The following is a 26,610-nucleotide window of genomic DNA, read 5'->3' on the forward strand; positions in this document are numbered from 1 at the left end:
GACCCCGACCCGGACGCCGCCAGGCGTCCCAGAGAGGCATCATCTGTGACTTCCTTCGCCGAACTCGGCCTGCCCGCGCCCGTCGTCGAGCACCTGACGCGCGCCGGCATCACCACCCCGTTCCCGATCCAGTCCGCGTCGCTGCCGGACTCCCTGGCGGGCCGCGACGTGCTCGGCCGGGGGCGTACCGGCTCGGGCAAGACGCTCGCCTTCTCGCTGCCGGCGGTCACGCTGCTGGCGCGCTCGGCGGCCCGGGCGAAGGCGGCGGGACGGTCGCGCCGGGTGCCGAACCGGCCCACGTGCCTGGTGCTGTGCCCGACCCGTGAGCTCGCCAACCAGATCGACGCCACGATGAAGCCGCTGGCGGAGTCGCTCGGTCTGCGCACGACGACGATCTTCGGCGGCGTCGCCCAGTCCCGTCAGGTGACGGCGCTCGGTCAGGGCGTGGACGTCGTCATCGCCTGCCCCGGACGCCTCGAGGACCTGCTGGGCCAGAAGGTGCTGACCCTGGACGACGTCGAGATCACCATCCTCGACGAGGCGGACCACATGGCCGACCTCGGGTTCCTGCCCGGCGTCAAGCGCATCATGGACCGCACCCCCCGCGACGGTCAGCGCATGCTGTTCTCCGCGACGCTCGACAACGGCGTGGACGTGCTGGTCAAGCGCTACCTCAAGAACCCGGTGACGCACTCGGTGGACGAGGCGGCCGCCCCGCCGCCGCAGATGACCCACCACATCCTCGCCGTGGCGGACAAGGAGGCCAAGAAGCGCCTCGTGCACGACCTGGCCAGCGGGACCGGCCGGCGGGTGCTGTTCACGCGGACCAAGCACCAGGCCAAGAAGCTCGCGCGCCAGCTCACGGCGGCGGGGGTGCCCGCGGTGGACCTGCACGGGAACCTCGGCCAGGGCGCCCGCGAGCGGAACCTGGCGGCGTTCTCCTCCGGGGACGTGAAGGTCATGGTGGCCACCGACATCGCCGCGCGGGGCATCCACGTGGACGAGGTCGAGCTCGTGGTGCACGTGGACCCGCCGGCGGAGCACAAGGCGTACCTGCACCGGTCGGGCCGCACCGCCCGCGCCGGCTCGGGCGGTGACGTCGTCACGCTGATGCTGCCGGAGGAGCGCGGTGACGTGCGGGACCTCACCCGCAAGGCGAAGATCTCCGCGAAGCCGCAGCAGGTGGCCCCCGGGGACGCCGTCGTGACGGCGCTGGTCGGCGAGGTCGCCCCGTACGTGACCCCGCCCGAGCCGGCCGCGCAGGGCCAGCAGGGCGGCCGGCAGCAGGGCCGGTCCGGGGGGCGCTCCGGGCAGGCCGCCGGCAACGGCGGCAGCAACGGCGGTGGTGGCCGACGTCGGCGCCGCCGCGGCGGTGGCGGCGGTGGCGGCGGGGGCGGCCAGAACGGTGCCGGTGCGGCGCAGGCCGGCTCCGGATCGACGCAGGGTCGCCAGGGCTCCCGGAACCAGGGTGGCCGGCGGTCGGGCGCCCCGCGGCGGTCGGGGTCGTCGCGCTGAGGCCCGGCATCGAGGAACACCGAGGAACACCGAGGAACAGGGCCGGGACCTGGCGTGTTGGTGCGGGCATGAGCTACGAGATCGCGAAGACCGACGACGAGTGGCGCGTGGAGCTGTCGCCGCAGGAGTTCCAGGTGCTGCGCCAGGCCGGCACCGAGCGCCCGTGGACGGGTGAGCTGCTGGACGAGCGCCGCGAGGGCGTCTACCGCTGTCGCGCCTGCGACGGCGAGCTGTTCCGCAGCGAGACGAAGTTCGACTCCCACTGCGGCTGGCCGTCCTTCTACACCCCGCTCGCGGGGGACCGGGTCGAGCTGATCGAGGACCGGTCGCTGGGCATGGTGCGCACCGAGGTGCGGTGCGCCCGCTGCGGGTCGCACCTGGGCCACGTGTTCAAGGACGCCCCGCAGACCCCGACCGGGGACCGCTACTGCATGAACTCGGTGAGTCTCACGTTCGACCCGGTCGCCGACTCCTGACGCCCGCAGCGGCTACGGTCGTGCCATGAGCGTCGAGACCTCCGCGGACCGGCTCGTCAACCTGCGCGACGTCGCCTCGGCGTCGGACGCCCTGCGACCCGGGGTGCTGCTGCGCTCCGACGCGCCCCGGGCGGGCGACGTCCCGCCCGACGGCGTCGCGTGGCCGCCGCGGACGGTGCTGGACCTGCGCGACGTCGGCGAGCAGCGCGAGGAGCACCCGTTGCGGGACGTCGCGCGCGTCGTGGCCCTGCCCGTCCTGGACGGGGCGACGCGGGCCCGGCCCGCCGGCGACGTCGTCCCGTTCGACCTCGGGCGGCTGTACGTCGAGATGCTCGACGGCGTGGGTGCCGCGCACCTGGCCGACGGGGTCCGCGCGGTGGCCGACGACGACGCCCCGGTGCTGGTGCACTGCACCGCCGGCAAGGACCGCACGGGCGTGCTCGTGGCCGTCGTGCTGGCCCTGGTCGGGGTGGACCGGGCCGCGATCGTGACGGACTACGTGCGCACCGACCCCAACATGCCGCAGATCATCGCGCGGGCACGCCGGACGGCGCGCACCCCGCGGGGCGACTCGCACGTCCTGGCGGCGCTGCCGCCCGAGCTGCTCACGGCACCGGCCCACGCCGTCGAGGCCGTGCTCGACGTGCTCGCCGCGCACGAGGGCGGGGCGGTGGGTTGGTTCGTCGCGCACGGGGGCGACGCACCGACGGTCGAGCGGTTGCGCGGGCGCCTGCTGCGCTGAGCGGCGGCGGGGGTCAGTCCGCGTGGGCGGCGTCGACCTGGTCGGCGGCCTGCTGCGTGGCGAGCCAGTCGACGACGTCGGCGGAGTACCGGTGCAGCAGGGTGGCGAGCTCGGCGACGTCGTCCTTCTCCCAGCCGCTCAGCGAGCCCTCGAGCATGCCGATGCGGGCGTCGCGGGCGTGCTCGAACCGCGCGGCCCCGGCGTCGGTCAGGGTGATGAGCTGACCGCGGGTGTCCTCGGGGTCGGTCTCGCGGTGGACCAGTCCGAGATCGACCATCCGGCTGAGCTGGCGCGAGACGGTGGCCCGCCCGACGCCGAAGTGTGCGGCGAGGTCCGAGCCGCGCGTGCCCGGGTACATCGCGATGTGGGCGAGCAGCGGGTAGGCCGAGGCGTCGAGCTGCGGGTGGATGATCCGCGCCATCTGGGCGGACGTCGACTGCGCACGACGGATGAGCACCCTGAGCTCCCGCTCGAGGGCGCCGAAGGGGTCGGTGACCGGGTCCGGCAGGGGGGAGGCGCCGTGTGCTTCGCTGTCGTGCATGCGGTCCATCATGGCGGGCGTTGCCGATGCTGCGGTAGGTCCGCAGGTCACGATTCGGCCATCAACGGCTTTTCAGCGGGTGAAATTCCTCAGTCGGTGACGGTTTCCGGCTCCTTCGTGAGATCGCGGGCCTGCTCGATGCCGGAGCGTTCGCCGAGCGGGATCTCGACGACGAAGCAGATCGCCACGAGCGCCACGAGCGCCATCGGGACGGCGACGAGGAAGATCCCGGTGATCCCCTCGGTGTACGCGCCGGCCACGACGTCGGCCACCGGGGCGGGCAGGGCGGACATGTCGGGGACGGACCCGGTGGAGCCCCCGAGCGCGGCGGCGGGCACCCCGAGGTCGGCCAGGCCGTCGGCGATGCGCTCCTTGACGTCGGCGGCCATCACGGCCCCGAGCGCGGAGACGCCGATGGCGCCGCCGAGGGAGCGGAAGAACGCCACGGTGGCGGTCCCGGCACCCATGTCGCGCAGGTCGAGCGTGTTCTGGGTGGCGAGCACGAGGTTCTGCATGAGCGCGCCGACGGACAGCCCGAGCCCGAACAGGTACACCGACACCACGACGAGGCTCGTGTCCGTGCCGATGGTGGACATCCCGAACAGGGACAGGCTCAGCACGGCGGCGCCGCCGACCATGATGGCCTTGTACCGGCCGGTGCGGGAGATGATCCGGCCCAGCACGACGCCGCCGAGCATGGTGCCGACCACCATCGGGATGGTCTGCAGGCCGGACTGCGTCGGGGTCATGCCCCGGGCGAGCTGGAGGTACTGCGCGAGGAACACGGCGGTGCCGAACATCGCGACGCCGACCGCCGCCGAGGCGACGATCGAGAGCACGAAGGTGCGGTTGCGGAACAGGTGCAGCGGGATGATCGGCTCGGGGGCGCGCCGCTCCACGAGCACGGCGCCGACCAGGGCGAGGACCGCGGCGCCCACCATGGCGGCGGTCTGCCACGAGGTCCAGGCGAACTGGTCGCCGGCGAACGTGACCCACAGCAGCAGCAGGGCGACGCCGACGGCGATGAGGGCGGCGCCGACGTAGTCGATCCGGACGGCCCGCGCCGGACGGGCCGGCAGGTGCAGGGTCTTCTGCAGCACGAACAGCGCGACGACGGCGAACGGCACGCCCACGAAGAACGTGTACCGCCAGCCCACCGAGTCGGTGATGAGACCGCCCAGCAGCGGGCCCCCGATCTGCGCGACGGCCATGACCCCGCCCATGAGGCCCATGTACTTGCCGCGCTCGCGGGGGCTGATGATGTCCGACATCAGCACGGTCGCCAGCGACATCAGGCCGCCGGCGCCGATGCCCTGCAGTGCGCGAGAGGTGATGAGCATCTCCATGTTCTGCGCGAACCCGGCCGACGCCGCCGACACCACGGTGATCACCAGGGCGACCTGGATGAGCACCTTGCGGTCGGTCAGGTCGGCCAGCTTGCCCCACAGCGGGGTGGAGATGGTCATGGTGAGCAGCATCGCCGTGACGACCCAGGTGTAGGCGTGCTGGGAGCCGCCCAGGTCCGCGACGATGCGCGGCAGCGCGGTGGAGACGATCGTGGTGGCGAGCAGGGAGACGAAGACGCCCAGCAGGATGCCGGAGAGCGCCTCGAGGGTCTCCCGGCGGCTCATCGCGGGCGCGCGGCCGGCGGGCGTGTGCTCGGTGGGCGTCGCGGACCCTGCGGTGCGCGCGTCGGTGGTGTCGGTCATCGGTGCGTGGCCTCCTGGCTGACGGAGCTGATGGCGGCCGCGACGCTGCGGATCCGTTCGATGGCGTGGGTGAGGTCGGCGGGGGACCAGTCGGCGAAGGCCTCGGCGATGAACGCCTCGAAGAGCTCGTCGCTCCGGGCGGCCAGGTGCCGGCCGGAGTCGGTGAGCTCCAGGGTGCGGGCGCGGCGGTCGGACTCGTCGACGTGCCGGGCGACGTGCCCGGAGTCGACGAGCGCGCTGACCTGCCGGCTGGCGACGGAGGCGTCGACCCGCAGCGCCTCGGCGACCTCGCAGAGCTGGACGGGTCCGTGGGCGCGCAGGTATCGGATCACGCCCAGACCGGCCCGGGGACGGTCGAGGTCGTGGGCGATGCGCGCGGCGGCCTCGCGCTGGGCCCGCCCGAGCTGTTCGAGGGCACCGACCAGGGCCGGTGCGGCGTCGTCGGACACGGCGCTCCTTTCGTTGCTCGGGGATACCGTATGGTATTTGCTTGCATCAAGCAAGTACCCGGGTCGCAGCGCGCACGATGACGGCGGCCCGCCCCGTGCAGGGGCGGACCGCCGTCGTGGGTGGGCGGGCCGTGCGAGCGCCGGTCAGGCCCGGTGGCGCACCTCCTCGGTCATGTCCTCGAGCTCCTTGCCCTTGGTCTCGGAGACCTTGAACCAGATGAAGAAGAACGACAGCACCGCGAAGAACCCGTACATGCCGTAGGGGATGGTCGGCCCGAACGTCGACAGCAGCGGCGGGAACGTCAGCGTGATCGTGAAGTTCGCGATCCAGTTCGCCGCCGCACCCACGCCGAGCGCCGCCGCGCGGATCCGGTTCGGGAACATCTCGCCGAGCATCACCCACATCAGCGGGCCCCACGTGGCGCCGAAGAACACCACGAACGCGTTCGCGGCGACCAGCGCGATCGTCGACCACGGGTCGCCGAGCTGCAGCGTCGACTCACCCGTCGCCGGGTCGGTGACCGCCGAGCCCTGCGTGAACACCGCCGCCATCGTCAGCAGCGAGACCGCCATGCCGGCCGACCCGATGAGCAGCATCGGCCGCCGGCCCACCTTGTCGATGAGCGCGATGGCGATGAACGTCACGGCGATGTTGGTGACCGAGGTGATCGTCGAGACGAGGAACGCCTGCGACTCGTCGAACCCGACGGCCTGCCACAGCGTCGTCGAGTAGTAGAAGATCACGTTGATACCGACGAACTGCTGGAAGATCGCCAGCACGATCCCCACCCAGACGATGGGCTTGAGCCCCAGGAACCCGCTGCCCCTGAGGGAGCCGAGCTCCGCGTTCTTCTCGTCGACGGCGATCGAGCGCTTGATCTCGGCGATGCGGTCGCCCACGCCCTCCTCGGGTCCCAGGACGGAGTCCAGCACCCGCTGGGCGTCCTCCTCCTGCCCCTTGGCGACCAGGTAGCGCGGGGACTCCGGCATCGCCAGCGCGAGGATCCCGTACAGGATCGCCGGGACGGCCTCGACCAGGAACATCCAGCGCCAGGCCTCGAACCCCAGCCACAGCTCGTTGGCCGCGCCGCCGGCCGTCTCGGCCAGGATCTGGTCGCTCAGCAGGGCGCCGAAGATGCCGACGGTGATCGCGAGCTGCTGCAGCGAGGCCAGGCTCCCGCGGATCGCCGCCGGAGCGATCTCCGCGATGTAGGCCGGGGCGATCACCGAGGCGATACCGATGCCGATGCCGCCGATGAACCGCCACAGCGACAGGTCCAGCGCGGTCCACGCCAGCGCGGACATGATCGCGGAGAACAGGAACAGTCCCGAACCGAGCAGCATCACCTTGATGCGCCCGATCCGGTCGGCCAGGCGACCCGCGCCCCAGGCGCCGAGGGCACAACCCAGCAGCGCGACCGCGACGACCAGCCCCGTGATGGTCGAGCTCAGCTCGAACTCGCCCTCGATCGCCGAGACGGCGCCGTTGATCACCGAGGAGTCGAACCCGAAGAGGAAACCGCCGACGGCGGCGGAGAACGACAGCGCGATCGCCTTGCGGTGGGCCGCGCGGGCTCCGGACCCGGAAGGTGCGGAATTCGACATGCGACATTCCTCCAGACGTCGAGACGACGCCCAGCGGCGCCGCCACGACCGATGCTAGGTCCGTCACCGCTGGTCGGCACGGCGGAGCGGTGCGACACGGCTCACCCCGGCCCCTCGGCCGGCCCCGGGCTGCGAGACTGGACGGGTGAACGACCGTCCCCGGTTCCGCCGACCCGCCATGCTCGACCCCCAGGAGGCCGAGAACCTGCCGGGATCGCTCGACCCCGCCCGGCGCGACGAGGTCGCGCACACCACGGCCCGCGCCGTCGTGCACCAGGCCCGCGCCGCCGAGGACCCCGAGGTCGTGGCGCGCCTCGTGCGGCTCGTCGAGGACGAAGGGCTCGACGTCGTCGCCGGCCTCTGGGCGGACGCCGCACCCGCGACGCTCCCGGGCGCCCTGTGGCGGCTGTACGCCCTGCGCGAGTGGGTCCGGCGCGACGCGCGCACGGTCGGCCTGCGCTACCGGCTCGGCGTCGACGCAGCCCCCGTGCAGGAGGCCGTCGCCGGCGTCCCACGGCCGCCCACGCCGTCGGACCTGCGCGACCTCGCCGACGCCGTGCTGTCCGGCGTCTACTCCGGAGAGCTGGACGTGGCCCTGGAGCGCGCCGGGGCGTTCTGCCGGATCCTCGCCACCGGCGCCGCCTACGACGCGGACGCCCGCGAGGTCGCCGACCCCGACCAGGCGGCCCGCATGACCCGGGGTGCCGCGGACCTCGTCGGCACGGCCGGCGAGCTCGAGCACGCCGCGGCGCTGTGGCGTGCGGGTTCGCTCGACTAGCGGCACCGCCCTTACGATGGACGGGCGACGTCGGGCTGCGGTAGCCCCGGGCTCCATCTTCAGCCGCTACGAGCGGCCACGCGCCGAGAGGCGCTCCCGGTCCGGCGTCGCACTTCTCTGCCTGGCCGCGGCGACGTGCCACTCCGTGGTCGGGGTACGCACGCCCCCGCGGCGGGCTCTACCCTGTCAGTGACCGAGCGTCAATCCTCACCGGGAGCCCCTGTGCGCCTGCGCCTCACCCCGCGCGACTCGACGTACTTCGACCTGCTGGCCCAGCTGGCGCGGCACACCGTCACCGGCGCCAGCCTGCTCGCCGAGCTGCTCGGCGCGTCCCGCCCCGAGCGCGAAGGCCTCGTCAAGCGGCTGACCGAGGTCGAGCACCTGGCCGACGACGTCGCCCATAGCATCATGAAGCGGCTCAACCAGACGTTCGTGACGCCGTTCGACCGCGACGACATCTACGCGCTCGCGTCCGCGCTCGACGACTGCATGGACGCCATGGACGAGGCCGGCCACCTCATCGTCCTGTACCGGATCGACGAGCTGCCGATGGCGGTCTCCGAGCAGGTGCAGGTCCTGCAGCGGTGCGCCGAGCTCACCGCCGACGCCATGCCCCGGCTGCGCCGGCTGGAGCAGCTCACCGAGTACTGCGTCGAGATCAACCGGCTCGAGAACCAGGGCGACACGCTGCACCGCTCGCTGCTGGGCGACCTGTTCGACCGGACGACCGACCCGATCACGCTCATCAAGCTCAAGGAGGTCGTCGACGTCCTCGAGGAGGCGGCCGACGCCTACGAGCGCGTGGCGAACCTCGTCGAGACGATCGCCCTCAAGGAGTCCTGAGCGTGGACGTCGCGCTCCTGGTGGTCGTGGTCGCGCTCTCGCTCGGCTTCGCGTACACCAACGGGTTCCTCGACGCGGCCAACGCCGTGGCGACGTCGGTCTCCACCCGGGCCCTCACGCCGCGCATCGCCGTCGCGATGGCCGCCGTGATGAACTTCGTCGGCGCGCTGCTGGGCACGGCCGTCGCCGAGACCGTCGCCACGGCGATCGTCGACCTCGACGGGGCCACCGAGAGCGCGGCACTGATCGTGCTCGTCGGAGCCCTGGTCGGTGCGATCCTGTGGAACCTGGTCGCCTGGTGGTTCGGCATGCCGTCGTCCTCCACCCACTCGCTCGTCGGCGGCCTGCTCGGCGCCGGGATCGCCGGCGGCATGACCGTCCACGGCGCCGAGCTGGTGGACCGCGTGATCCTCCCGACACTGATCTCGCCGCTGGTGGGCTTCGTCCTCGCGTTCGGGCTCATGATCGCGGTGCTGTGGATCTTCCGGAACGCCGCCCCCGCCCGCGTCAACCGCCGGTTCCGCATCGCGCAGACCGCCTCGGCCGCCGCGATGGCGCTCGGCCACGGCCTGCAGTCGGCGCAGAAGACGATGGGCGTCATGTGGCTCGCCCTGCTCACCACCGGCGTGCTGGCCGACGGCGAGGGCATCCCCGTGTGGGTGAAGGTCTCGGCCGCCGCGGCGCTGGCCGCCGGCACCTACGCCGGGGGCTGGCGCATCGTGCGGACCCTCGGCCGGCGCATCATCGAGCTCGACCCGGCCCGCGGGTTCGTCGCGGAGACGGTCGCCTCGTTCGTGCTGTACGCCAACGCGATCGTGCTGCAGGCGCCGGTATCCACCACGCACACCATCACCGCGGCCATCATGGGCGTCGGCTCCACCCGGCGGCTGGCCGCCGTCCGGTGGGGCGTGGCCCGCGACATCGCCGTGTTCTGGGTCCTCACGGCCCCCGTGGCAGGGCTGCTCGCCGCCGGCGTGACGCTCGCGCTCCTGCCGCTGGCCGGCTGACGCCTCAGAAGACCGGCGGGGCCACCCGCTCGGCCGAGACCACCCGCGGTCCCTTGGCCGTGATCGCCACCTGCGCCACCAGGGCCTCGCCGGGCTCCAGGTACGGGTCACGCCGCGGCAGCGCCGAGGCCACCGCACGGCGCGAGTGCTGCCCCAGCACGTCGAGCACGGTCGGCAGCACCGGCCGGTGCGTGCACAGCACCGAGGCGCGCGGAGCCTCCAGCAGGTCCCGCACCGCCGCCGCGACCCGCGCCGGCGAGCGTTCGTGCTGGGCCTCGCCCAGGTTGTCGCTGTACTCAGGGCGCAGGCCCGCCGCCCGCACGTACGGGTCCATCGTCGTCGCGCACCGCTCCCACCGGCTCGAGACCACCGTCCCCACGCCGTACGCCGCCAGCACGGGCACGAGCGCGGCGGCCTGGCCGTGCCCCACCGGGGTCAGCGGACGGTCCTGCTCGTGGCCATACCAGGAGGCGCGGGCCAGCGCCCGGCCGTGGCGCACGATGACGACCGCGTGCGTGGACAGCAGGCCGTCGCGGTGCGCCTCCACCAGCGCGTCCAGGGGCCCGCGGTCCGTGGACCGCGTGAGCTGCTCGGCGGCGTCGTCCACGTCGAGCCACTGACAGCGGTCGATCTCTTTCTTGCCGGCCAGGGCCACGGGGGCGCGCGCCGCCAGCGGCCGGGCGTCCTGGCGCGAGGAGGCGCGGCGCGCGGCCCAGTAGTGCACGCGCTTCACCCGGCCCTCGGGCGTCAGGTACTGCAGACCCGGCAGGGGCAGGCCCAGCACCACGGGCTTGCCGGTCTCCTCGGTGACCTCGCGCACCGCCGTCGCGGCCAGCGACTCGCCCTCCTCGTGCTTGCCCTTGGGCCACGACCAGTCGTCGTAGCGCGGCCGGTGCACGAGCTGGATCTGGAGCCGCCCCTCACGCAGGCGCCACACCAGCGCCCCGGCGGTCTCGATCACCGGGGTGTGCTGCACCGACGTCGCGCCGAGCGGGTCGACGAACGGGGTGGCGGTGCGCAGCGGTCGGGGGGAGTGCGCGGGAGTGCTCATCCGGTCAGTGCGCACCCGGACGGCGACGGTGCCGGTCGACGAGCACCGCTTGCAGGTCGGCCGCCGGCTCCCCGCCCGGCGCGACGTCGTGGCGCTGCCACGTGCCGTCGTCCTGCAGGTGCCAGGCGGCCGTCTCCGGCGACATCGAGGCGTCGACGAGGTCGAGGAGCTCGGCGATCTGCCCCTCGTCGACGATGCGCACCAGCGCCTCGACCCGACGGTCCAGGTTGCGGTGCATGAGGTCGGCCGACCCGATGAAGACCTCGGGCCCCGCGTCCGGGCCCTCCCCGATGGCCGGTCCCGCCGCGTTGGCGAACGCGAAGATCCGCGAGTGCTCCAGGAACCGGCCCAGGATCGACCGGACCCGGATGTTGTCGCTCAGGCCCGGCACCCCGGGGCGCAGCGCGCAGATGCCCCGCACCACCAGGTCGATCTGCACCCCCGCCTGCGAGGCGCGGTACAGGGCGTCGATCGTGGCCTCGTCGACGGCGGAGTTCACCTTGATCTTGATCCACGCCTCGTGGCCCGCGCGCGCCGCCGCCGCCTCCCGGTCGATCCGCTCGATGAGCCCCGAGCGCACCGTGCGCGGCGCGACGAGCAGCCGGTGGAACCGCGACTGCGGCGCGTACCCGGAGAGCTGGTTGAACAGCCGCGTCAGGTCCTGGCCGACGTCGGGGTCGCACGTCAGCAGGCCGTGGTCGGTGTACAGCCGGGCCGTCTTGGGGTGGTAGTTGCCGGTGCCGACGTGGCAGTAGCGGCGCAGCCCGTCGCTCTCCTGGCGCACCACCAGCGACAGCTTGCAGTGCGTCTTGAGCCCGACGATGCCGTACACCACGTGCACGCCCGACTCCTCGAGCTTGCGCGCCCACGAGATGTTCGCCTGCTCGTCGAAGCGGGCCTTGATCTCGACCAGGGCCAGCACCTGCTTGCCGGCGTCGGCGGCGTCGATCAGGGCGTCCACGATGGGCGAGTCGCCCGACGTGCGGTACAGCGTCTGCTTGATGGCCAGGACCTTCGGGTCCGCCGCCGCCTGCTCCAGGAACGTCTGCACCGACGTCGAGAACGAGTCGTACGGGTGGTGCAGCAGCACGTCGCGCTCGCGGATCGCGGCGAAAACGTCGCCCGGCATCGCCGACTCCACCTCCGCGAGCTGGCGGTGGGTGGTCGGCACGAACGGCGGGTAGTGCAGCTCGGGCCGGTCGATGTCCGCGATGACGTTCAGGCCCGTCAGGTCCAGCGGGGCCGGCAGCTCGTAGACCTCGTCCTCGAACACGCCGAGCTCGCGGACCAGCAGCTCACGGATGCGCGGCGAGATGCCCTCCGCCAGCTCGAGCCGCACCGGCGGGCCGAACCGACGTCGCAGCAGCTCCTTCTCCATCGCCTGCAGCAGGTTCTCGGCGTCGTCCTCCTCGACCTCCACGTCCTCGTTGCGGGTGACGCGGAACGTGTGATGCTCGCGCACCTCCATGCCGGGGAACAGGTGGTCGAGGTGCTGGGCGATGACCTCCTCCAGCGGCACGAACGACTTCTGCGTGCCGCCCTTCTGCGTCGGGGTCGGCGCGCTCGGCCGACCGCGGTCGTCGACGGCGATGAACCGCGGCAGCAGCGGCGGCACCTTGACGCGCGCGAAGTGCTCCTTGCCGGTCAGCGGGTTGAGCACCACGACGGCGAGGTTGAGCGAGAGGCCCGAGATGTACGGGAACGGGTGCGCCGGGTCGACGGCTAGCGGCGTCAGCACGGGGAAGATGTGCTTGCGGAAGAACTTGTGCAGCCGCTGCTGCTCCTTGTCCGCCAGCTCGTCCCAATGGACGATCGTGATGCCCTCGTCGGCGAGCTGCGGCTGCACGTCGCGGCGGAACACCTCGGCGTGCCGGGACATGAGGTTGTGGGCGCCCTCGCCGATGCCCGCCAGCACCTCGCGCGGGCTCAGCCCCGATGCGGCCGTCACGGCGATACCGGTGGCCATGCGTCGCTTCAGGCCGGCCACGCGCACCATGAAGAACTCGTCGAGGTTCGAGGCGAAGATCGCCAGGAACCGCACCCGCTCCAGCAGGGGGAGCCGAGCGTCCTCGGCGAGCTCGAGCACCCGCTCGTTGAACGTCAGCCAGCTCAGCTCGCGGTCCGCGAACCGGTCCTTCGGCAACGGCTCCAGGTCCGCGGGCGGTGCCATGACCGGCTGGTCGCCCATGTCCTCGGCGATGTGCTCGGCGATGTGCGCCGCGAGCTCGGGATCCATACGACGACGCGGTGCCGTCGCGGTGGTGCGGGTTCCCGGTGCGGTCGAGGTGGCCGCGGCCACGAACCGGCCGCGGGCGTCGCGGTGGCGGGAGGGCTGGGACCGGTCCGTCGCGGTCCGGTCCGTGCTGGACGAGGTCATGGGCCCATCCTGGCACCGATAGATGAACGGTGGGTGACGGACGCGACACAAGGACCCGCAGGAGCGGGCTCGTGGTCCGGGCGCGTGTCAGCCGCGGGTGTACTGCACGTCGACCGCGGCGCGCCCGAACCCCGCCCGGTCGTAGGTGGCCAGCGCCGCCGCGTTGTCGCCGTCGACGTACAGCACCGCCCGGTCGCAGCCCGCCTCGCGCAGGTGCGCCAGGCCCACGGTCGTCAGGAGGCGCCCCAGGCCGCGGCCACGGGCGTCCGGGTCGGTCCCGACGGCGTAGATCTCGCCGTCGACCGCCCCGGCCGGCTGGTCCGGCTCGATCTTCGTCCACACGAACCCGATCGCGCGCTCACCCTCGGTCAGCAGCCGGAACCCCGCCGGGTCGAACCACGGCTCGGCCTGCCGGGCCCGCAGGTCCGCGACGGTGAGCCGGCCCTGCTCGGGGTGGTCGGCGAAGGCGCGGGCGTTCAGCGCCACCCACGTCTCGTCGTCCTCCCCGGGCACGAACGTGCGCAGCGACGTCCCCGCAGGCGCCGCCGGGGCGGGCAGGTCGTCGCGCAGCGGCCGCGCCAGGAACAGCAGCTCGCGCACGCTGCGCAGCCCGCGTGCCGCGGCGAACGCGCGGGCCGCCGGCAGGTCACCGTGCGCCCACACGTGCAGGGCCTTGCCGCGCTGGTCCGGGGCACCGGACCGCTCGGGCAGCCGCGCGTCGCGCTCCGCGGTGCGCAGCAGCAGGCTGCCGACGCCGCCGCGCCGGTGCTCCGGGTGCACCACCAGCTCCGCGCTCGCCACGTCGCCGCCGCGGTCGACCTGCAGGTAGCCGATCGTGGCACCGGTCCTGGTGCGCACGACGACGTGGGTCAGGGACGCCGCGTCGTCACCCAGGCGCAGCAGCGGCTGCTCGGACAGCGGCGCGACGCCGTCGGACGCCGCGGCGGCCTCCGCCAGGGAACGCACGGCGTCCTGGGCGGACGGGGACAGCGGGCCGATCTCGATCGGGACAGGAAGGCGCACGTGTCCCATTGTGACGCCCGGTGATACCGTCCCGCGTCATGACCGGGGACCGTCCGCGCAGCGCGCCGCCGCCGCACGCCGGCGAGGCGGCCCAGCGTCTGCTCGACGCGCTCAGCCCCGAGCTCGTCACGCTCCTCGACGAGGGCTCGGCGACGATGTTCTGCGCCAAGGACGTCACCGGTCGTTACGTGCTGGTCAACCGCACCTTCGTCGACCGTGCGAACCGGCGCTCCCCCCGCGAGGTCGTCGGGCGCACCTCCCACGAGCTGTTCGCCCCGGAGCTCGCCGAACGGTACGAGGAGCAGGACCAGTACGTCCTGTCCGAGGCGTGGCCGCTGCGCAACGAGCTCGAGCTCATCCGCCGCCACGGCGGCACCCCCGGCTGGTACCTGACGACCAAGCTGCCCGTGCAGCGCGACGGCACGGTCGTCGGCCTGGTCTCCACCTCGCGGGACCTGGCCACGGACGACGTCGAGGACCAGGTCATGGGGTCCCTCACGCGCGTGGTGCAGCTCGTCGAGGAGCGGCTCGACCGCGGGGTGCGGATCGGCGACATGGCTGACGCCGCCGGGTGCACGACGGGCGCCCTCGAGCGCCGCATGCGTCGCGTGTTCGGGCTGACGCCCAAGCAGTTCGTGCTCCGGGCCCGCGTGGACCGCGCCACCGCCCTGCTGGTGCAGACCGACCTGGCGCTCGCCGACGTCGCCGTGCGGGCCGGGTTCTACGACCAGCCGTCGTTCACGCGGACCTTCGTGCGGCTCACGGGGGAGACGCCGTCGGCCTACCGGCGCAAGGGGCGGGCGCTCGCCGCCGACTGACTCTCCGCCTCGACCGCGAGATCGCCCCACCCGGCGAGCCTCCACAAGACCGCGAGGTCGTACCTCCCGCCGTCCGGTCGTACCCGCGGGTACGACCGGACGACGGGAGGTACGACCTCGCGGTCGGCTCGCGGGCTCGCTCCGGGTCAGTCCTGAGGGTCCTCCGGTCGGACTGTCCCTGCGCTCGCGGGCTCGCTCCGGGTCAGTCCTCCGACGGCTTGGCGAGGCCGGACTGGATGAGGTTCATCACCGACGAGTCCGCCAGGGTCGTGGCGTCGCCCACCTCGCGGTTCTCGGCGACGTCGCGCAGCAGCCGCCGCATGATCTTGCCGGAGCGGGTCTTGGGCAGCTCGGGCACCACGAGGATCTTGCGCGGCTTGGCGATCGGTCCGATCTCCTTGGCGACGTGGTCGCGGAGCGTCTTCTCGATGCGTGCCGAGCCCTCGTCGGTGGACGCCTCCTCGGCGTGCTCGCCGCGCAGGATGACGAACGCGACGACCGCCTGCCCGGACACCTCGTCGCTGGCGCCGACGACGGCGGCCTCGGCCACCAGGTCGTTGGAGACCAGCGCGGACTCGATCTCCGTGGTGGACAGCCGGTGCCCGGAGACGTTCATGACGTCGTCGACCCGGCCGAGCAGCCAGATGTCGCCGTCCTCGTCCTTCTTGGCGCCGTCGCCGGCGAAGTAGAGGCCCTCGAACCGGGACCAGTAGGTGTCCTTGAACCGCTGCAGGTCGCCCCAGATGCCGCGCAGCATCGACGGCCACGGCTCCGAGAGCACGAGGTAGCCGCCGCCGCCGTCGGGGACCGGACGGGCCTCGTCGTCGACGACGTCGGCGCTGATGCCGGGCAGCGCGACCTGCGCCGAGCCGGGCTTGGTCGCGGTGACGCCCGGCAGCGGGCTGATCATGATGGCCCCCGTCTCGGTCTGCCACCAGGTGTCCACGATCGGGGCGCTGTCGCCGCCGATGACACGGCGGTACCACATCCACGCCTCGGGGTTGATGGGCTCGCCCACCGAGCCGAGCAGGCGCAGCGAGGACAGGTCGAAGCCGGCGGGGATCTCCTCGCCCCACTTCATGCAGGCCCGGATCGCCGTCGGGGCCGTGTAGAACAGCGACACCTTGTACTTCTCGACGAGCTCCCACCAGCGACCCTTGTGCGGGGTGTCCGGCGTGCCCTCGTAGAGCACCTGGGTGGCGCCGTTGAGCAGCGGGCCGTAGACGATGTAGGTGTGCCCGGTGACCCAGCCGATGTCGGCCGAGCACCAGTAGACGTCGGTCTCGGGCTTGAGGTCGAACACGTTCTTGTGGGTGTAGGCAGCCTGGGTCAGGTAGCCGCCGGTGGTGTGCAGGATCCCCTTGGGCTTCCCGGTGGTGCCCGAGGTGTAGAGGATGAACAGCGGGTGCTCGGCCTCGACCCACGCGGGCTCGTGGTAGGTGTCGGCGGCCTCGACGGCCTCGTGCCACCACACGTCGCGCCCCTCGGTCCAGTCGACGTCCTGCTCGGTGCGGCGGACCACGAGCACGTGCTGGACGCTCTCGGCGCCCTCGCCGGTGAGCGCCTCGTCCACGGCGGGCTTGAGCGAGCTGGGGGCGCCGCGGCGGTACCCGCCGTCGGCGGTGATGACGACCTTGGCCTCGGCGTCGGCGATGCGGCTGCGCAGGGCGTCGGCGCTGAACCCGCCGAAGACCACGGAGTGCGCCGCGCCGAGGCGTGCGCAGGCCAGCATGGCCACGACCGACTCGACGAGCATCGGCATGTAGATCACGACCCGGTCGCCCGACTCGACGCCGAGCGCGGCCAGCGCGTTGGCGGCGCGCGAGACCTCGCGCTGCAGGTCGGCGTAGGTGACGGTGCGGGTGTCGCCGGGCTCGCCCTCGAAGTGGATGGCGACGCGGTCGCCGTGGCCGGCCTCGACGTGCCGGTCGACGGCGTTGTAGGCGGCGTTGAGGGTGCCGTCGGCGAACCAGCGCGCCACCGGCGCGCCGGACCAGTCGAGGGTCTCGGTGAACGGCGTCCTCCACGTCACGAGCTCGCGGGCCTGCTTCGCCCAGAACTCGAGGCGGTCCGCCGCGGCCTCCTCGTAGAGCGCCGGGCCGGCGTTGGCCTGGTCGGCGAACTCCGGGCTCGGCGGGAAGGCGCGGGTCTCGTGGAGCAGGTTCTCCAGGCTCGGGTTGCTGGACTGGGTGTCGGTCACTGGGTTCCTCCGCGTCGTCGCGTTCCGTCCGTCGGGCGTGCCTCACGGGCCGCTCTCCTGGGGAGTCTAGACCCGGACCGTGAGGCGCATCACGCCACGACAGAACATAGTAAGGGGAGTTCACAATTGGCGGTGACCGTGTCCCGAGGGCCGTTCGGCGGCGAACGGTCGGCAGCCCGGCCCCAGCGGTCCGGACGGCCACCCGAGCGGCGCCACGACCGCCGGCGGGACCGCCCCGGGCACGAGGACGGCGCCCGGGACCGTGCCACCGAGCGCCGCTCTCGCAGGACGATCCGCGGGTAGCAGGCGCGTGGTCCTCGCGTCGCCGTACCGGGTCCAGCCCGCCCGACGAGTCCCAAGCGGACTGTCTTCGCGTGGGTCCCCCGGCTCGTCCTCGTGCTTCCATGGAACGACCACCGCGCACCCGCCGCAAGAGGAGTGCGTTGTCCGGATGCCCCCGGGGCACCCGGCCGGACGGCTCAGGCCGGAGCGGGCCCGCCGGCACGACGGCGGCGCCACCACCACCAGCACGCCGCCGCCAGGCCGAGGGCACCGGCCGCGGCGAGGGCCGCCGTCGGGCGCCACGACGTGCGCAGGGCCACCGGCCGGACGAACGTCAGCGTGTCCCACCCCTTCTCCGCGGCGACCCGTCGCAGCGAACGGTCGGGGTTGACGGCGAACGCGTGCCCGACCGCGTCGAGCATCGGGGCGTCCGTGATCGAGTCCGAGTACGCGAAGGAGCGTTCGAGGTCGTACCCGCGAGCGGCCGCGAGGTCGCGGACCGCGGTGGCCTTGTTCTCCCCGTAGGCGTAGAAGTCGATCTCCCCGGTGAACCGTCCGCCGGCCACGGCCATGCGCGTCGCCACCATGTGGTCGGCGCCCAGCATCGCCGCGATCGGCTCGACCAGCTCGCGACCCGACGCGGACACCACGACGACGTCGTGCCCCCGGGCGTGGTGGTCGGCGATCAGCTCGACGGCCTCGGCGTACACGTACGGGTCGATGTGCTCGTGGAGGGTCTCCGCGACGATCTGCTCGACCTTGGCCACCTCCCACCCCGTGGCGAGCTCGGACAGGTGGCGGCGCATCCGTTCGGTCTGGTCGGCGTCCGCGCTGCCCAGCATGAACAGGAAGTGCGCGTAGGCGCTGCGCAGCACGTCCCCGCGGGTGATGAGCCCACCGGCGAAGAACGGTCGGGAGAACGCTGCCGTGGAGCTGGTCGCGATGATCGTCTTGTCCAGGTCGAAGAACGCCGCGACACGACGGGCGTGCGGGGGGCGACGAGCGGGCCCCGGGTCGTGCGGTGAGACGGTCACAGGCCGAGCCTAGTGGGCGTGCAGAGGGTGACGTCGGACGATTCCCGGGCGCGCGGCCCGCCCCCGTCGAGGCGCTGTCCACAGGTGCGGCGCCGCTCGGAGCGCCGGGCGGGCCGGTCGCACCAGGGTGGCCGACATGGACAGCTCGCCCCCGGCCACCGGCCCGGACACGACCCGCGCGGCGCGGATGGTCGCCGTCGTCGGCGCGGCCGGCGGCGCCGGGACCTCCACCCTCGCCGCCGCCCTCGCGCGCAGCCTCCGCCGCCAGGTCGGGGAGACCACCCTCGTCGACCTGCACACGCCCGGCGGCGGCGTCGACGTGCTGCTCGGTGTCGAGGACGCACCCGGTGCCCGGTGGCCCGACCTCGCGGACGCCCGCGGCACCGTCGACCCGCCGGACCTGCTCGCCGCCCTGCCCCGCTGGGCCGGGGTGCCGGTCCTGTCCGCGTCCCGGTACGCCGCCGCGCCGCCGCAGGACGACGTCGTGCTCGACGTGGTGACGGCGCTGGTGCGAGCCGGGCAGCGGATCGTCCTCGACCTGCCGGGGCCACGGTCGTGGGACCGGGCCCCGGGCAACCTGCTGCGCTCGGCCGACGTCGTCGTCCTCGTCGTCCCCCGGTCGGCCCGGGGGGTCGCCGGCGGGATAGCGGCCCGTCGCGCGCTCGACGCCGTCACCCGCGGGCCGGTACGCCTCGTCGCGGGTCTGCCGTCCGCGGGCCGGGTCGACGCCGGCGAGGTCGCCCGCGCCGTCGGTGGCCCCCTCGCCGCCGTCCTCGACCGCGACCGGCACCTGCCGGCAGCGCTCGAGCGCGGCGAGGGTCCGCGCACGGGTGCCCGGACACCGGTGGGCCGTGCCGCGAGGGGCCTCGTCGACGCCCTGAGCCGCGTGCCGGGGGCGGACCGGACGGCGGTGGGGGCGTGACCGTGGATCAGCAGCTCCTCGACGACGTCCGCGCCCGCCTGGACGCGTCCCGCCGTCGGCCCGACGACGACGCGGTGGCCGCCGCGATCCGGGCCAGCGGCCGGGTGCTCGGCTCCGACGCCCTCGCCGACCTCACCCGGGCGGCACGGGCCGAGCTCACCGGGGCCGGGCCCCTGCAGCACCTCCTGGACCGGCCCGGCGTGACCGACGTGCTCGTCAACGGCCCCGACCAGGTGTGGGTCGACGACGGCGCAGGACTGCGGCGCGCGGACGTCCGGCTCGGCACGGACGACGACGTCCGGGCGCTCGCCGTCCGGTTGGCGACCGTCGCCGGCCAGCGGCTGGACGACGCGAGCCCCGTCGTCGACGCCCGCCTGCCCGACGGCACCCGCCTGCACGCCGCCGTCGAACCGGTGGCACCGGCCGGGGCCGTCGTCGCCCTGCGCGTGCTGCGGCAGGCGACGCTCGACCTGCCTGCCCTCGTCGCCCGCGGCGGTGTCCCGGCCGCGTGGACCGCGCTGCTGCACGGGCTGGTCCGGCGTCGGGCCAACCTCCTCGTGACCGGCGGCACCGGGACGGGCAAGACCACCCTGCTGGCCGCGCTCCTCGGCCTGGCAGGGCCCGAGGAACGGGTGCTCACCGTCGAGGAGGCCCGCGAGCTCGCGCCGCAGCATCCTCACGTGGTCGCCCTGGCCGCGCGGCGGGCGAACGTCGAGGGGGTGGGCGAGGTCTCCCTGACCGACCTGGTCCGCGGCGCCCTGCGGATGCGGCCGGACCGCATCGTGCTCGGCGAGTGCCGCGGCGCCGAGGTGCGCGAGCTGCTGCTGGCCCTCAACACGGGGCACGACGGCGGGCTGGCCACGGTCCACGCCAACGCGGCCGAGCACGTGCCCGCACGCCTCGAGGCCCTGGCGGCGCTGGCCGGGATGTCCCGTGCCGCGGTCTCGGCGCAGGCGGCGGCCGCGCTCGACGTCGTGCTGCACCTCCGGCGCCGGGACGGCGCACGTCATCTCGCGCAGGTCGCCGTCGTCGAACGCAGCGACGACGGCGAGCTGGCGGTCCGGACCGTCGGGACCTGGGGCGGGCCGGGTACAGGGAGACCCGATCGGCTGGCCGGGTGGGGCGACGTCGTGCGCAGGTGGGCGTCGTGACGGGGGTCGGGTGCCTCGTCGCCCTCGCGGTCTGGTGCCTGCTCGCACCGCCCGGACGACCCGGCGTGTCCCGGGACCGGCGCGACGGGCAGGAGCCGGCCCTGGTGCGTGGCACCGCTGTTCCGCGCGGTGACCGGGCGGCGTCGGACCGCGGGACCCCGGTGCGGGTCGCCGTCACGCAGGTGGCCGGCGTGCTGCGGACCGGTGCCGCGCCGTCGGACGCGTGGCCGCGTGCGCTGGCCGTGCCCACCACCCGCGACGGACTGCCCGTCGAGGACGAGCTGCGTGCGCGGCTCGGCGGCGATCGTGCGGCCGCTGCGGCCATGGTCGCGGCGGCACGCCTGTCCCGCGACGTCGGCGCGCCCCTGGGCGGCGTGCTGGACGTCGTCGGCCAGGCGCTGGTCGCACGCCAGGAGGCCGAGGCGGAACGCGACGCCTCCCTGGCCGGACCCCGCGCGACGGCCAGGGTGCTGGTCTGGCTGCCCGCCCTGGGGGTGCTGCTTGCCGTCGTGCTCGGCGCCGATCCGTGGGCCACCGCCACCGACGGTGGTGCCGGGACCGCCGCCGTCGGTGGCGGCCTGGCGGCGTTGCTGGTGGGGCGATGGTGGAGCGGCCGCCTGATGGCCGCCGCCCGGGCCGCGGGGGCCGAGTCGTGAGCGGCCTGCCGGTGACCGGGCTGCTGGTGACGGCGTGCGCCGTCGGGGCGCTCGTGCCCTGGTGGGTCGCCGAGACCGGCGGTCGACGTCGACGGGAGACGCTGGCCCGGTCGCGGTCCGTCGGTGCGCGTGCGGGGGGGTCGGACGGCGGTCCTCGCCGTGGCGTGGGCAGCACCGGTCCGGCCGGAGCCGGCGGGGCGGGTGGCGACGGGCACCCCGAGGTGGACGTCGTCGTCGTGCTCGAGCTCGTCGCCGCAGCGGTGCTCGCCGGGGCGGGGCTGCCGCGGGCCCTGCAGGCCGTGGGTCGGGCGACCGGTGGACGGCGCGGACGTGCGCTCGAGGCAGTCTCCGGCGGGCTGCTGCTCGGTGCGGGATGGGACCCGGCCTGGGACGCCGCGACCGGCCCCGGTGCCCCGGGGGAGGGCACCGGCCGTGCCCTCGACCCCGTCCGCCGAGGCCTGCGCGCCGCCTGGACGGACGGTGCCGCCCCGCAGGAGGCCCTCCGTGCCGCGGGCGCCGACCTGCTGCACGAACGGCGGTCGACGGCACGCACGGCAGCGGCGCGGCTCGCCGTCCGCCTCGTGCTGCCCCTGGGCCTGTGCTATCTGCCGGCCTTCGTGCTCGTCGGGCTCACGCCCGTCCTCCTCGCGCTCGGCCTGGACGTGCTGTCCGGCTGACGAGAGCCGCACCCGCTCGGGTGCTTCGTCCGGCCGACCGGCCGGACGCCGTGTCGCGACCACCCGGTCGCGACGGACAGGCCGGGTCGACACCCGGCCGGGGAAGGAGAACCATGACCGACACCATCACCCGCGAGGCCGACCAGCCGGCCGGGACCGGCCGGCTCACCACGGTCGGCGCACCCGTACCCGACGGGGGCCCGGCCCCCGACGGCGCCGCCGCGCCGGACCGGGACACGGAGGCCGGCCTGGCCACCGCCGAGTACGCCATCGCCACGATCGCCGCCGTCGGGTTCGCCGGTCTGCTCCTGCTGGTGCTGCAGAGCGACACCGTGCGCGGGATGCTCGAGGCGCTCATCGGCCAGGCGCTGACGGTGTGAGCGGCAGCGACCAGGGATCGGTCCTTCCGACGGCGTCGCCGGCGCTCCCCGGGACGGCGGCGCGCCGTCCGGAGGCCGGTCAGCGAGGTGCCGTCACGGCCGAGCTCGCCGTCGGCATGCCGGTGGTCGTGCTGCTCCTGGTCGCCGTGCTCACGCTCGTGGCCGCGTCCTCCGCCCAGCTGCGGGCGGCGGACGCGGCCCGGGCGGGGGCGCGGCAGGCCGCGATCGGCCACGACGAGACCGCGGTCCGCGCAGCGGTCACGACGGCCGGCGGCGATCGGGCGCGGGTGACCGTCGTCGACGAGGGCGACTGGGTCCGCGTCGTGGTCACCCGGCCGGTGGCCGCCGGGTGGCTCGCGGGGTTGCCCGTGCGCGCCACGGGCGAGGCCGTGGCCTGGGTGGAGCCGTGACCCGCACCCCGGCGCGGCACCCGGAACGTGGCGCCGGCACGGTGCTCACCCTCGCGGTCACGTCCGTCCTGCTGGTCTGCGCCACGGCACTCGCGGCGTTGGGCGCGGCCCAGCAGGCGAGCTCGACGGCGCGGACCGCCGCAGACCTGGCGGCGCTCGCCGGAGCGGGCGCCGTGCGGTGGGGACAGGACCCCTGCGCGACGGCGGACCGCGCGGCGGAGCGCAACGGGGCCGAGGTCGTCGCGTGCGAGGTCGAGGGCGGTGGCGTCGTCACCGTCACCACCCGCCGGCAGGCGCGGGGGATCGCCGGCTGGGGCGGCCGCGCCCGGGCAACCGCCCGTGCCGGACCCGCGAGCGCGGCACCGGCGAGCTCGGCACCGGCGAGCGGCGCGCCGCCGAGCAGCGAGGGCTCCGCCCCGGCGGACCGGTCAGCTCGGGTTGACGCGGTACAGCTTGGAGCGCTCCTCGATGAGCCGTGCGCGGGCCAGGCGCGGCTTGTCGGAGCCGTCGCGGATCACCGAGCCGGCGGCCTCGAACTCCACGAGGAAGTCCAGGGCCCACGCGACGTCGGCCGGGGCGGGGGAGAGCACCTCGTTGACCACGGCCGGCTGCTCCAGGTCGAGGCAGATGCGGCCGGTCATGCCGAGGGCGACGGCGTCGCCGGACTGCTCGCGCAGCAGCGGGTGGCTGGAACCGACCGTGGGGCCGTCGATCGGCCCGGACAGCCCGCCGATGCGGCTGGCGACGACGAGCCGGGACCGGGGGTAGGCCATCGCGAGGGGCTCGTTCGCGGCGCCGGTGTCCCGCCGGTAGTCGCCGGAGCCGAACGCGAGGCGGAACGCGCCGGGCGCCGTGGCGATGCCGACGGCCTCCTCGATGCCGAGCGCCGACTCCACCAGCGGGATCACGGGCACGTCGCCGCCGAGCCGCTGGACGGTGTCGACCACCTGGTCGGGGCTCTCGGTCTTGGCGAGCATCACCCCGCACAGGCCCTCGGCGTCGCGCAGGGCGCGCATGTCGTCGCCCCAGGCGTCCGAACCGCGTTCGTTGACGCGGACCCAGGCGCGCCCGCCGCCGGCGAACCAGTCCAGCACGCCGCGGCGTGCCTCGTCCTTGCGGGAGTCGTCGACGGCGTCCTCGCAGTCGAGGACGAGCTGGTCGGCGCGGCAGAGCTGGGCGGCGTCGAAGTCGTCGCGGCGCAGGGCCGACAGCAGCAGCCAGGACCGCGCGTGGGCGGGGGCGACGCGCGTCGACTCGCGGGTGGCGCGCAGGGTGGTGATCTCGTCGTCGGTCACCCGCACGATCCTAGGTGCCGACCGGCGCGTGGGACAGCACCGCGTCGAGGACGCGCACCGCGCCCGCCTTGTCGAGCGGGGAGTTGTCGTTGCCGCACTTCGGCGACTGGACGCAGGCCGGGCAGCCGTCGGGGCACGGGCAGGCCGCCACGGCGTCCCGCACGGCGCGCAGCCACCGCTCGCCCTGCTCGTAGCCGCGCTCCGCGAACCCGGCGCCGCCCGGGTAGGCGTCGTAGACGAACACGGTGGCCTCCCCGGTGTCGGGGTGCAGGTCGGTGGACACCCCGCCGAGGTCCCACCGGTCGCAGGTGGCCAGCAGGGGCAGGATGCCGATCGCGGCGTGCTCGGCGGCGTGCAGCGCCCCCGGTGCCGCGTCGGCGTCGACACCGGCCGCCCGCAGCACGTGGTCCGGCACGGACCACCACACCGCCGTGGTGCCGAGGGTGCGCTCCGGCAACTCGAGCGGCTCCGTGTCGAGCACCTGCATGTCGGGCACGCGGCGACGCTGGAAGCTGACGACCTGGCTGGTCACCTCCACCGGTCCGAGCCCCCACGTCACCGGACCCCACTCCCGCCCGCGGGCGGGCGGCGAGCCCTCCGGCGCGGGGTGCGCCGGGTCACCGGCCTCCGCGAGCGCGATCTCCATGACCTCGCGCGACCAGGTCGCGTGGTCGACGTCGCGGCGCACCACGAGCGCCACGTGGTCGGCCAGGTCCAGGCGGTCGACGACGAACGTGACGCCCTGGTGCACGTACACGGCGCCGTCGTGCACCTGACCGTCGGCGGACCCGGCGTCCACGGTGCCGAGCAGCCGGCCCGTGGTGGCCTCGACGACGCGCACCGGCTGTCCGCCCGAGCCCCGCAGGTCCGCCATCGAGGCGGCGGGCTGGGCGTGTGTCCAGTACCAGCCTGACGGACGCCGGCGCAGCAGGCCGCGGGCCACCAGCACGTCGAGCACCTCGCGCACCTGCCCCCGGTCGCCGAACCGGTCGAGGTCCTCGCCGCGCAGCGCCACCTCCTGGGCGGCCGCGCACAGCTGCGGCGCCAGGACGTACGGGTTGGCCGGGTCGAACACCGTCGCCTCCAGCGGCGCGTCGAACACGGCCTCCGGGTGCGTCACCAGGTAGGTGTCCAGGGGGTCCTCGCGGGCCACGAACGCCACCAGCCCGTCCGCCCCGGCGCGGCCGGCGCGACCGGCCTGCTGCCACAACGACATCCGCGTCCCGGGCCAGCCGGCCACGAGCACCGCGTCCAGTCCCGAGATGTCGACCCCGAGCTCCAGCGCGTTGGTGGTGGCCAGACCCAGCAGCTCACCGGTGCGCAGCGCCTGCTCCAGCTCGCGGCGCTCCTCGGGCAGGTAGCCGCCGCGGTAGGCGGCGATCCGCCCGACCAGCGCAGGGTCCACCGGCCTCAGGTGGTCGCGCGTCTGCTGCGCCACGGACTCGGCGCCGCGCCGGGACCGCGTGAACGCCAGGGTGCGGGCCCCGTGCGCCGCCAGGTCGGCCAGCAGGTCGGCCACCTCCGCCGTCGCCGAGCGGCGCGGGTGGTCCGCAGCGCCCCGCACCGTGAGCACCTGGTCGGCCTCGTGCGCGGTGGGGTCCAGAGGGTCGGGCAGCGCCCACGGGTCCGCGGCCGGGTCGACGTCGCCCGCACCGGAGCGCTCCAGACCCGCAGAGGCGATCTCGGGCGGCTGCCACAGGGCGACGGTCCGCCGCCCCGAGGGCGAGGAGTCCCGGGTCACCGCGGTGACCCGGTCGACGGGCACGCCGATCAGTCGTGCGGCGCTCGCGGCGGGGTCGGCGCTGGTGGCGCTGGCGACGACGATCGTGGGCGGCCGTCCGCCGTGGTGCTCCACCAGCCGCGCGAGGCGACGCAGCACCAGGGAGACGTGGGCGCCGAAGACCCCGCGGTAGGCGTGCCCCTCGTCGACGACGACGTGGCGCAGCCCGCGCAGCAGGCGTCCCCACCGGCGGTGCGCGGGCAGCAGGGCGAAGTGCAGGAAGTCGGGGTTGGTCAGCACGACGTCCGCGTGCTCGACGATCCAGCGGCGCTCCTCGGCGGGGGTGTCGCCGTCGCAGGTGGCGGCACGCACGTCGCGCGCCCCGGCGGCGTCGAGCAGGCGCGTCAGCGCACCGTGCTGGTCCGCGGCGAGCGCCTTGGTGGGGGACAGGTAGAGCACGGTGCTGCGCCGTCCGACGGTCTCGATGCGGCCGGCGTCGCTCGCGGGCAGGTCGCGTCCTGCGCGGACGGCGGTCAGGGCCGGCAGCCAGAAGCCGAGCGACTTGCCCGACCCGGTGGAGGTCGCCAGGGCCACGTGCCGGTCCTGGTGCAGGGCGTCGGCGGCCTCGACCTGGTGCCGCCAGGGCCTCTCGACGCCCAGGGCGCGGTAGCCGGCGACGAGCCCGGGGTCGGCCCAGGCGGGCCAGTCGGAGTGCTCCCCGGTCCGGGCGGGCAGGGTGCGCACGTGCGTGAGGCGGTCGGCGCGGGCGCCGTGGGCGGTCAGGACGTCGAGCAGCGGGTGGTCCGCGGGGGTCGGCTCGGCTCGGTGCACGCCGCACAGTGTGGCACCGCGGCAGAACCTCAGGGTTGTCGCGAGATCCTCAAGGCTGACTTCTCCGCGTCCACCATCTCGCTCAGGATCCCCGCAGGAGCCCCCGGATCGGCGCAGA

24 protein-coding genes and 1 pseudogene are annotated in these 26,610 nt (G+C 74.6%); 14 read left to right on the plus strand and 11 right to left on the minus strand.

Going from position 1 to position 26,610, the window contains the following annotated elements; translation table 11 throughout:
* The first annotated feature begins 45 nt into the window (after positions 1-45).
* The 3 genes from HDG68_RS08920 to HDG68_RS08930 all read left to right on the plus strand — a co-directional run bounded on the left by HDG68_RS08920 (position 46) and on the right by HDG68_RS08930 (position 2,733).
* The gene (locus tag HDG68_RS08920) at positions 46-1,515 is read left to right on the plus strand and encodes a DEAD/DEAH box helicase (RefSeq protein ID WP_172151221.1); all 1,470 of its coding nucleotides are present in this window, start codon (positions 46-48) and stop codon (positions 1,513-1,515) included.
* A gap of 68 nt (positions 1,516-1,583) precedes the next feature.
* Positions 1,584-1,991: a peptide-methionine (R)-S-oxide reductase MsrB gene (gene msrB / locus HDG68_RS08925; protein WP_172151223.1), complete on the plus strand. Its 408-nt coding sequence runs from the start codon at positions 1,584-1,586 to the stop codon at positions 1,989-1,991.
* 25 nt (positions 1,992-2,016) lie between these two features.
* Complete coding sequence (locus tag HDG68_RS08930) at positions 2,017-2,733, plus strand: tyrosine-protein phosphatase (RefSeq protein ID WP_172151225.1); 717 nt, start codon at positions 2,017-2,019, stop codon at positions 2,731-2,733.
* Positions 2,734-2,746: 13 nt separating this feature from the next.
* Here HDG68_RS08930 and HDG68_RS08935 read toward each other — a convergent pair whose 3' ends face one another.
* The 4 genes from HDG68_RS08935 to HDG68_RS08950 all read right to left on the minus strand — a co-directional run bounded on the left by HDG68_RS08935 (position 2,747) and on the right by HDG68_RS08950 (position 7,037).
* On the minus strand, positions 2,747-3,274 hold the full coding sequence (locus HDG68_RS08935) for a MarR family winged helix-turn-helix transcriptional regulator (RefSeq protein ID WP_172151227.1): 528 nt from the start codon (positions 3,272-3,274) through the stop codon (positions 2,747-2,749).
* An 89-nt stretch (positions 3,275-3,363) separates the two neighbouring features.
* On the minus strand, positions 3,364-4,983 hold the full coding sequence (locus HDG68_RS08940) for an MFS transporter (protein ID WP_172151229.1): 1,620 nt from the start codon (positions 4,981-4,983) through the stop codon (positions 3,364-3,366).
* Positions 4,980-5,432, minus strand: a complete 453-nt coding sequence (locus HDG68_RS08945; protein WP_172151231.1) for a MarR family transcriptional regulator — start codon at positions 5,430-5,432, stop codon at positions 4,980-4,982. Before HDG68_RS08945 ends, HDG68_RS08940 begins: the two co-directional genes overlap by 4 nt.
* 144 nt (positions 5,433-5,576) lie before the next feature.
* A complete protein-coding gene (locus HDG68_RS08950) occupies positions 5,577-7,037 on the minus strand; it encodes a sugar porter family MFS transporter (RefSeq protein WP_172151233.1) in 1,461 nt (486 codons plus the stop codon).
* 178 nt (positions 7,038-7,215) lie between these two features.
* On the opposite strand from HDG68_RS08950, the gene HDG68_RS08955 reads away from it, so the two are divergent.
* The 3 genes from HDG68_RS08955 (at position 7,216) to HDG68_RS08965 (ending at position 9,665) form a co-directional block, all read left to right on the plus strand.
* Entirely contained in the window at positions 7,216-7,815 is a 600-nt protein-coding gene (locus tag HDG68_RS08955) for a hypothetical protein (RefSeq protein ID WP_172151428.1), read from the plus strand.
* A gap of 222 nt (positions 7,816-8,037) precedes the next feature.
* Positions 8,038-8,658: a DUF47 family protein gene (locus HDG68_RS08960; protein ID WP_172151235.1), complete on the plus strand. Its 621-nt coding sequence runs from the start codon at positions 8,038-8,040 to the stop codon at positions 8,656-8,658.
* A 2-nt stretch (positions 8,659-8,660) separates the two neighbouring features.
* Positions 8,661-9,665 (plus strand): inorganic phosphate transporter, encoded by a 1,005-nt coding sequence (locus tag HDG68_RS08965; protein WP_172151237.1) that lies wholly within the window; start codon positions 8,661-8,663, stop codon positions 9,663-9,665.
* Between the two features lie 4 nt (positions 9,666-9,669).
* Here the strand turns inward: HDG68_RS08965 and HDG68_RS08970 are convergent, their stop codons facing one another.
* The 3 genes from HDG68_RS08970 to mshD all read right to left on the minus strand — a co-directional run bounded on the left by HDG68_RS08970 (position 9,670) and on the right by mshD (position 14,116).
* On the minus strand, positions 9,670-10,716 hold the full coding sequence (locus HDG68_RS08970; protein WP_172151239.1) for an NUDIX hydrolase: 1,047 nt from the start codon (positions 10,714-10,716) through the stop codon (positions 9,670-9,672).
* Between the two features lie 4 nt (positions 10,717-10,720).
* The gene (locus tag HDG68_RS08975; protein WP_425483754.1) at positions 10,721-13,093 is read right to left on the minus strand and encodes an RNA degradosome polyphosphate kinase; all 2,373 of its coding nucleotides are present in this window, start codon (positions 13,091-13,093) and stop codon (positions 10,721-10,723) included.
* An 87-nt stretch (positions 13,094-13,180) separates the two neighbouring features.
* Positions 13,181-14,116, minus strand: a complete 936-nt coding sequence (gene mshD / locus HDG68_RS08980; protein WP_343037499.1) for a mycothiol synthase — start codon at positions 14,114-14,116, stop codon at positions 13,181-13,183.
* A 38-nt stretch (positions 14,117-14,154) separates the two neighbouring features.
* Here mshD and HDG68_RS08985 point away from each other — a divergent pair, with 38 nt between their 5' ends.
* Positions 14,155-14,934, plus strand: a complete 780-nt coding sequence (locus HDG68_RS08985; RefSeq protein ID WP_172151243.1) for an AraC family transcriptional regulator — start codon at positions 14,155-14,157, stop codon at positions 14,932-14,934.
* 202 nt (positions 14,935-15,136) lie between these two features.
* On the opposite strand, the gene acs is transcribed toward HDG68_RS08985, so the two are convergent.
* Positions 15,137-17,134, minus strand: a complete 1,998-nt coding sequence (gene acs / locus HDG68_RS08990) for an acetate--CoA ligase (RefSeq protein WP_172151245.1) — start codon at positions 17,132-17,134, stop codon at positions 15,137-15,139.
* Positions 17,135-17,613: 479 nt separating this feature from the next.
* Positions 17,614-18,450 (minus strand): HAD-IB family hydrolase, encoded by an 837-nt coding sequence (locus HDG68_RS08995; protein ID WP_172151247.1) that lies wholly within the window; start codon positions 18,448-18,450, stop codon positions 17,614-17,616.
* A 136-nt stretch (positions 18,451-18,586) separates the two neighbouring features.
* On the opposite strand from HDG68_RS08995, the gene ssd reads away from it, so the two are divergent.
* The 7 genes and pseudogenes from ssd to HDG68_RS17370 all read left to right on the plus strand — a co-directional run.
* Entirely contained in the window at positions 18,587-19,372 is a 786-nt protein-coding gene (ssd, locus tag HDG68_RS09000) for a septum site-determining protein Ssd (RefSeq protein ID WP_172151248.1), read from the plus strand.
* Positions 19,369-20,523 carry a TadA family conjugal transfer-associated ATPase gene (locus HDG68_RS09005; protein ID WP_172151249.1) on the plus strand — a complete coding sequence of 385 codons (1,155 nt, stop codon included), beginning with the start codon at positions 19,369-19,371 and terminating at the stop codon, positions 20,521-20,523. Before ssd ends, HDG68_RS09005 begins: the two co-directional genes overlap by 4 nt.
* On the plus strand, positions 20,520-21,179 hold the full coding sequence (locus tag HDG68_RS09010) for a hypothetical protein (RefSeq protein ID WP_216648164.1): 660 nt from the start codon (positions 20,520-20,522) through the stop codon (positions 21,177-21,179). Before HDG68_RS09005 ends, HDG68_RS09010 begins: the two co-directional genes overlap by 4 nt.
* Entirely contained in the window at positions 21,176-21,856 is a 681-nt protein-coding gene (locus tag HDG68_RS09015) for a type II secretion system F family protein (protein WP_343037500.1), read from the plus strand. Before HDG68_RS09010 ends, HDG68_RS09015 begins: the two co-directional genes overlap by 4 nt.
* Positions 21,857-21,969: 113 nt before the next feature.
* The gene (locus tag HDG68_RS09020; RefSeq protein WP_172151252.1) at positions 21,970-22,236 is read left to right on the plus strand and encodes a DUF4244 domain-containing protein; all 267 of its coding nucleotides are present in this window, start codon (positions 21,970-21,972) and stop codon (positions 22,234-22,236) included.
* Positions 22,233-22,646 carry a TadE family type IV pilus minor pilin gene (locus tag HDG68_RS09025; RefSeq protein WP_343037501.1) on the plus strand — a complete coding sequence of 138 codons (414 nt, stop codon included), beginning with the start codon at positions 22,233-22,235 and terminating at the stop codon, positions 22,644-22,646. The genes HDG68_RS09020 and HDG68_RS09025 overlap by 4 nt, the downstream gene beginning before the upstream one ends.
* Positions 22,643-22,984 (plus strand): annotated as a pseudogene (locus HDG68_RS17370) (Rv3654c family TadE-like protein); the annotation flags it as partial. The gene HDG68_RS09025 and the pseudogene HDG68_RS17370, both read left to right, overlap by 4 nt.
* Before the next feature lie 90 nt (positions 22,985-23,074).
* Here HDG68_RS17370 and HDG68_RS09035 read toward each other — a convergent pair.
* Positions 23,075-23,926 carry an aldolase/citrate lyase family protein gene (locus HDG68_RS09035; RefSeq protein WP_172151434.1) on the minus strand — a complete coding sequence of 284 codons (852 nt, stop codon included), beginning with the start codon at positions 23,924-23,926 and terminating at the stop codon, positions 23,075-23,077.
* 25 nt (positions 23,927-23,951) lie between these two features.
* Positions 23,952-26,492 (minus strand): DEAD/DEAH box helicase, encoded by a 2,541-nt coding sequence (locus tag HDG68_RS09040; protein ID WP_172151253.1) that lies wholly within the window; start codon positions 26,490-26,492, stop codon positions 23,952-23,954.
* Positions 26,493-26,610: the final 118 nt, after the last annotated feature.

Source organism: Isoptericola chiayiensis, from assembly GCF_013149805.1.
Taxonomy (GTDB): domain Bacteria; phylum Actinomycetota; class Actinomycetes; order Actinomycetales; family Cellulomonadaceae; genus Isoptericola; species Isoptericola chiayiensis.

What these genes read in the sequence shown, in the direction of transcription:
- HDG68_RS08930 (WP_172151225.1), top strand. Translation starts at nt 2,017, where the DNA reads ATGAGCGTCGAGACCTCCGCGGACCGGCTCGTCAACCTGCGCGACGTC.
- HDG68_RS09020 (WP_172151252.1), top strand. Translation starts at nt 21,970, where the DNA reads ATGACCGACACCATCACCCGCGAGGCCGACCAGCCGGCCGGGACCGGC.
- msrB (WP_172151223.1), top strand. Translation starts at nt 1,584, where the DNA reads ATGAGCTACGAGATCGCGAAGACCGACGACGAGTGGCGCGTGGAGCTG.
- HDG68_RS08975 (WP_425483754.1), bottom strand. Translation starts at nt 13,093, where the DNA reads ATGACCTCGTCCAGCACGGACCGGACCGCGACGGACCGGTCCCAGCCC.
- HDG68_RS08955 (WP_172151428.1), top strand. Translation starts at nt 7,216, where the DNA reads ATGCTCGACCCCCAGGAGGCCGAGAACCTGCCGGGATCGCTCGACCCC.
- HDG68_RS08940 (WP_172151229.1), bottom strand. Translation starts at nt 4,983, where the DNA reads ATGACCGACACCACCGACGCGCGCACCGCAGGGTCCGCGACGCCCACC.
- HDG68_RS08935 (WP_172151227.1), bottom strand. Translation starts at nt 3,274, where the DNA reads ATGCACGACAGCGAAGCACACGGCGCCTCCCCCCTGCCGGACCCGGTC.
- HDG68_RS08950 (WP_172151233.1), bottom strand. Translation starts at nt 7,037, where the DNA reads ATGTCGAATTCCGCACCTTCCGGGTCCGGAGCCCGCGCGGCCCACCGC.
- HDG68_RS08970 (WP_172151239.1), bottom strand. Translation starts at nt 10,716, where the DNA reads ATGAGCACTCCCGCGCACTCCCCCCGACCGCTGCGCACCGCCACCCCG.
- ssd (WP_172151248.1), top strand. Translation starts at nt 18,587, where the DNA reads ATGGACAGCTCGCCCCCGGCCACCGGCCCGGACACGACCCGCGCGGCG.
- HDG68_RS08985 (WP_172151243.1), top strand. Translation starts at nt 14,155, where the DNA reads ATGACCGGGGACCGTCCGCGCAGCGCGCCGCCGCCGCACGCCGGCGAG.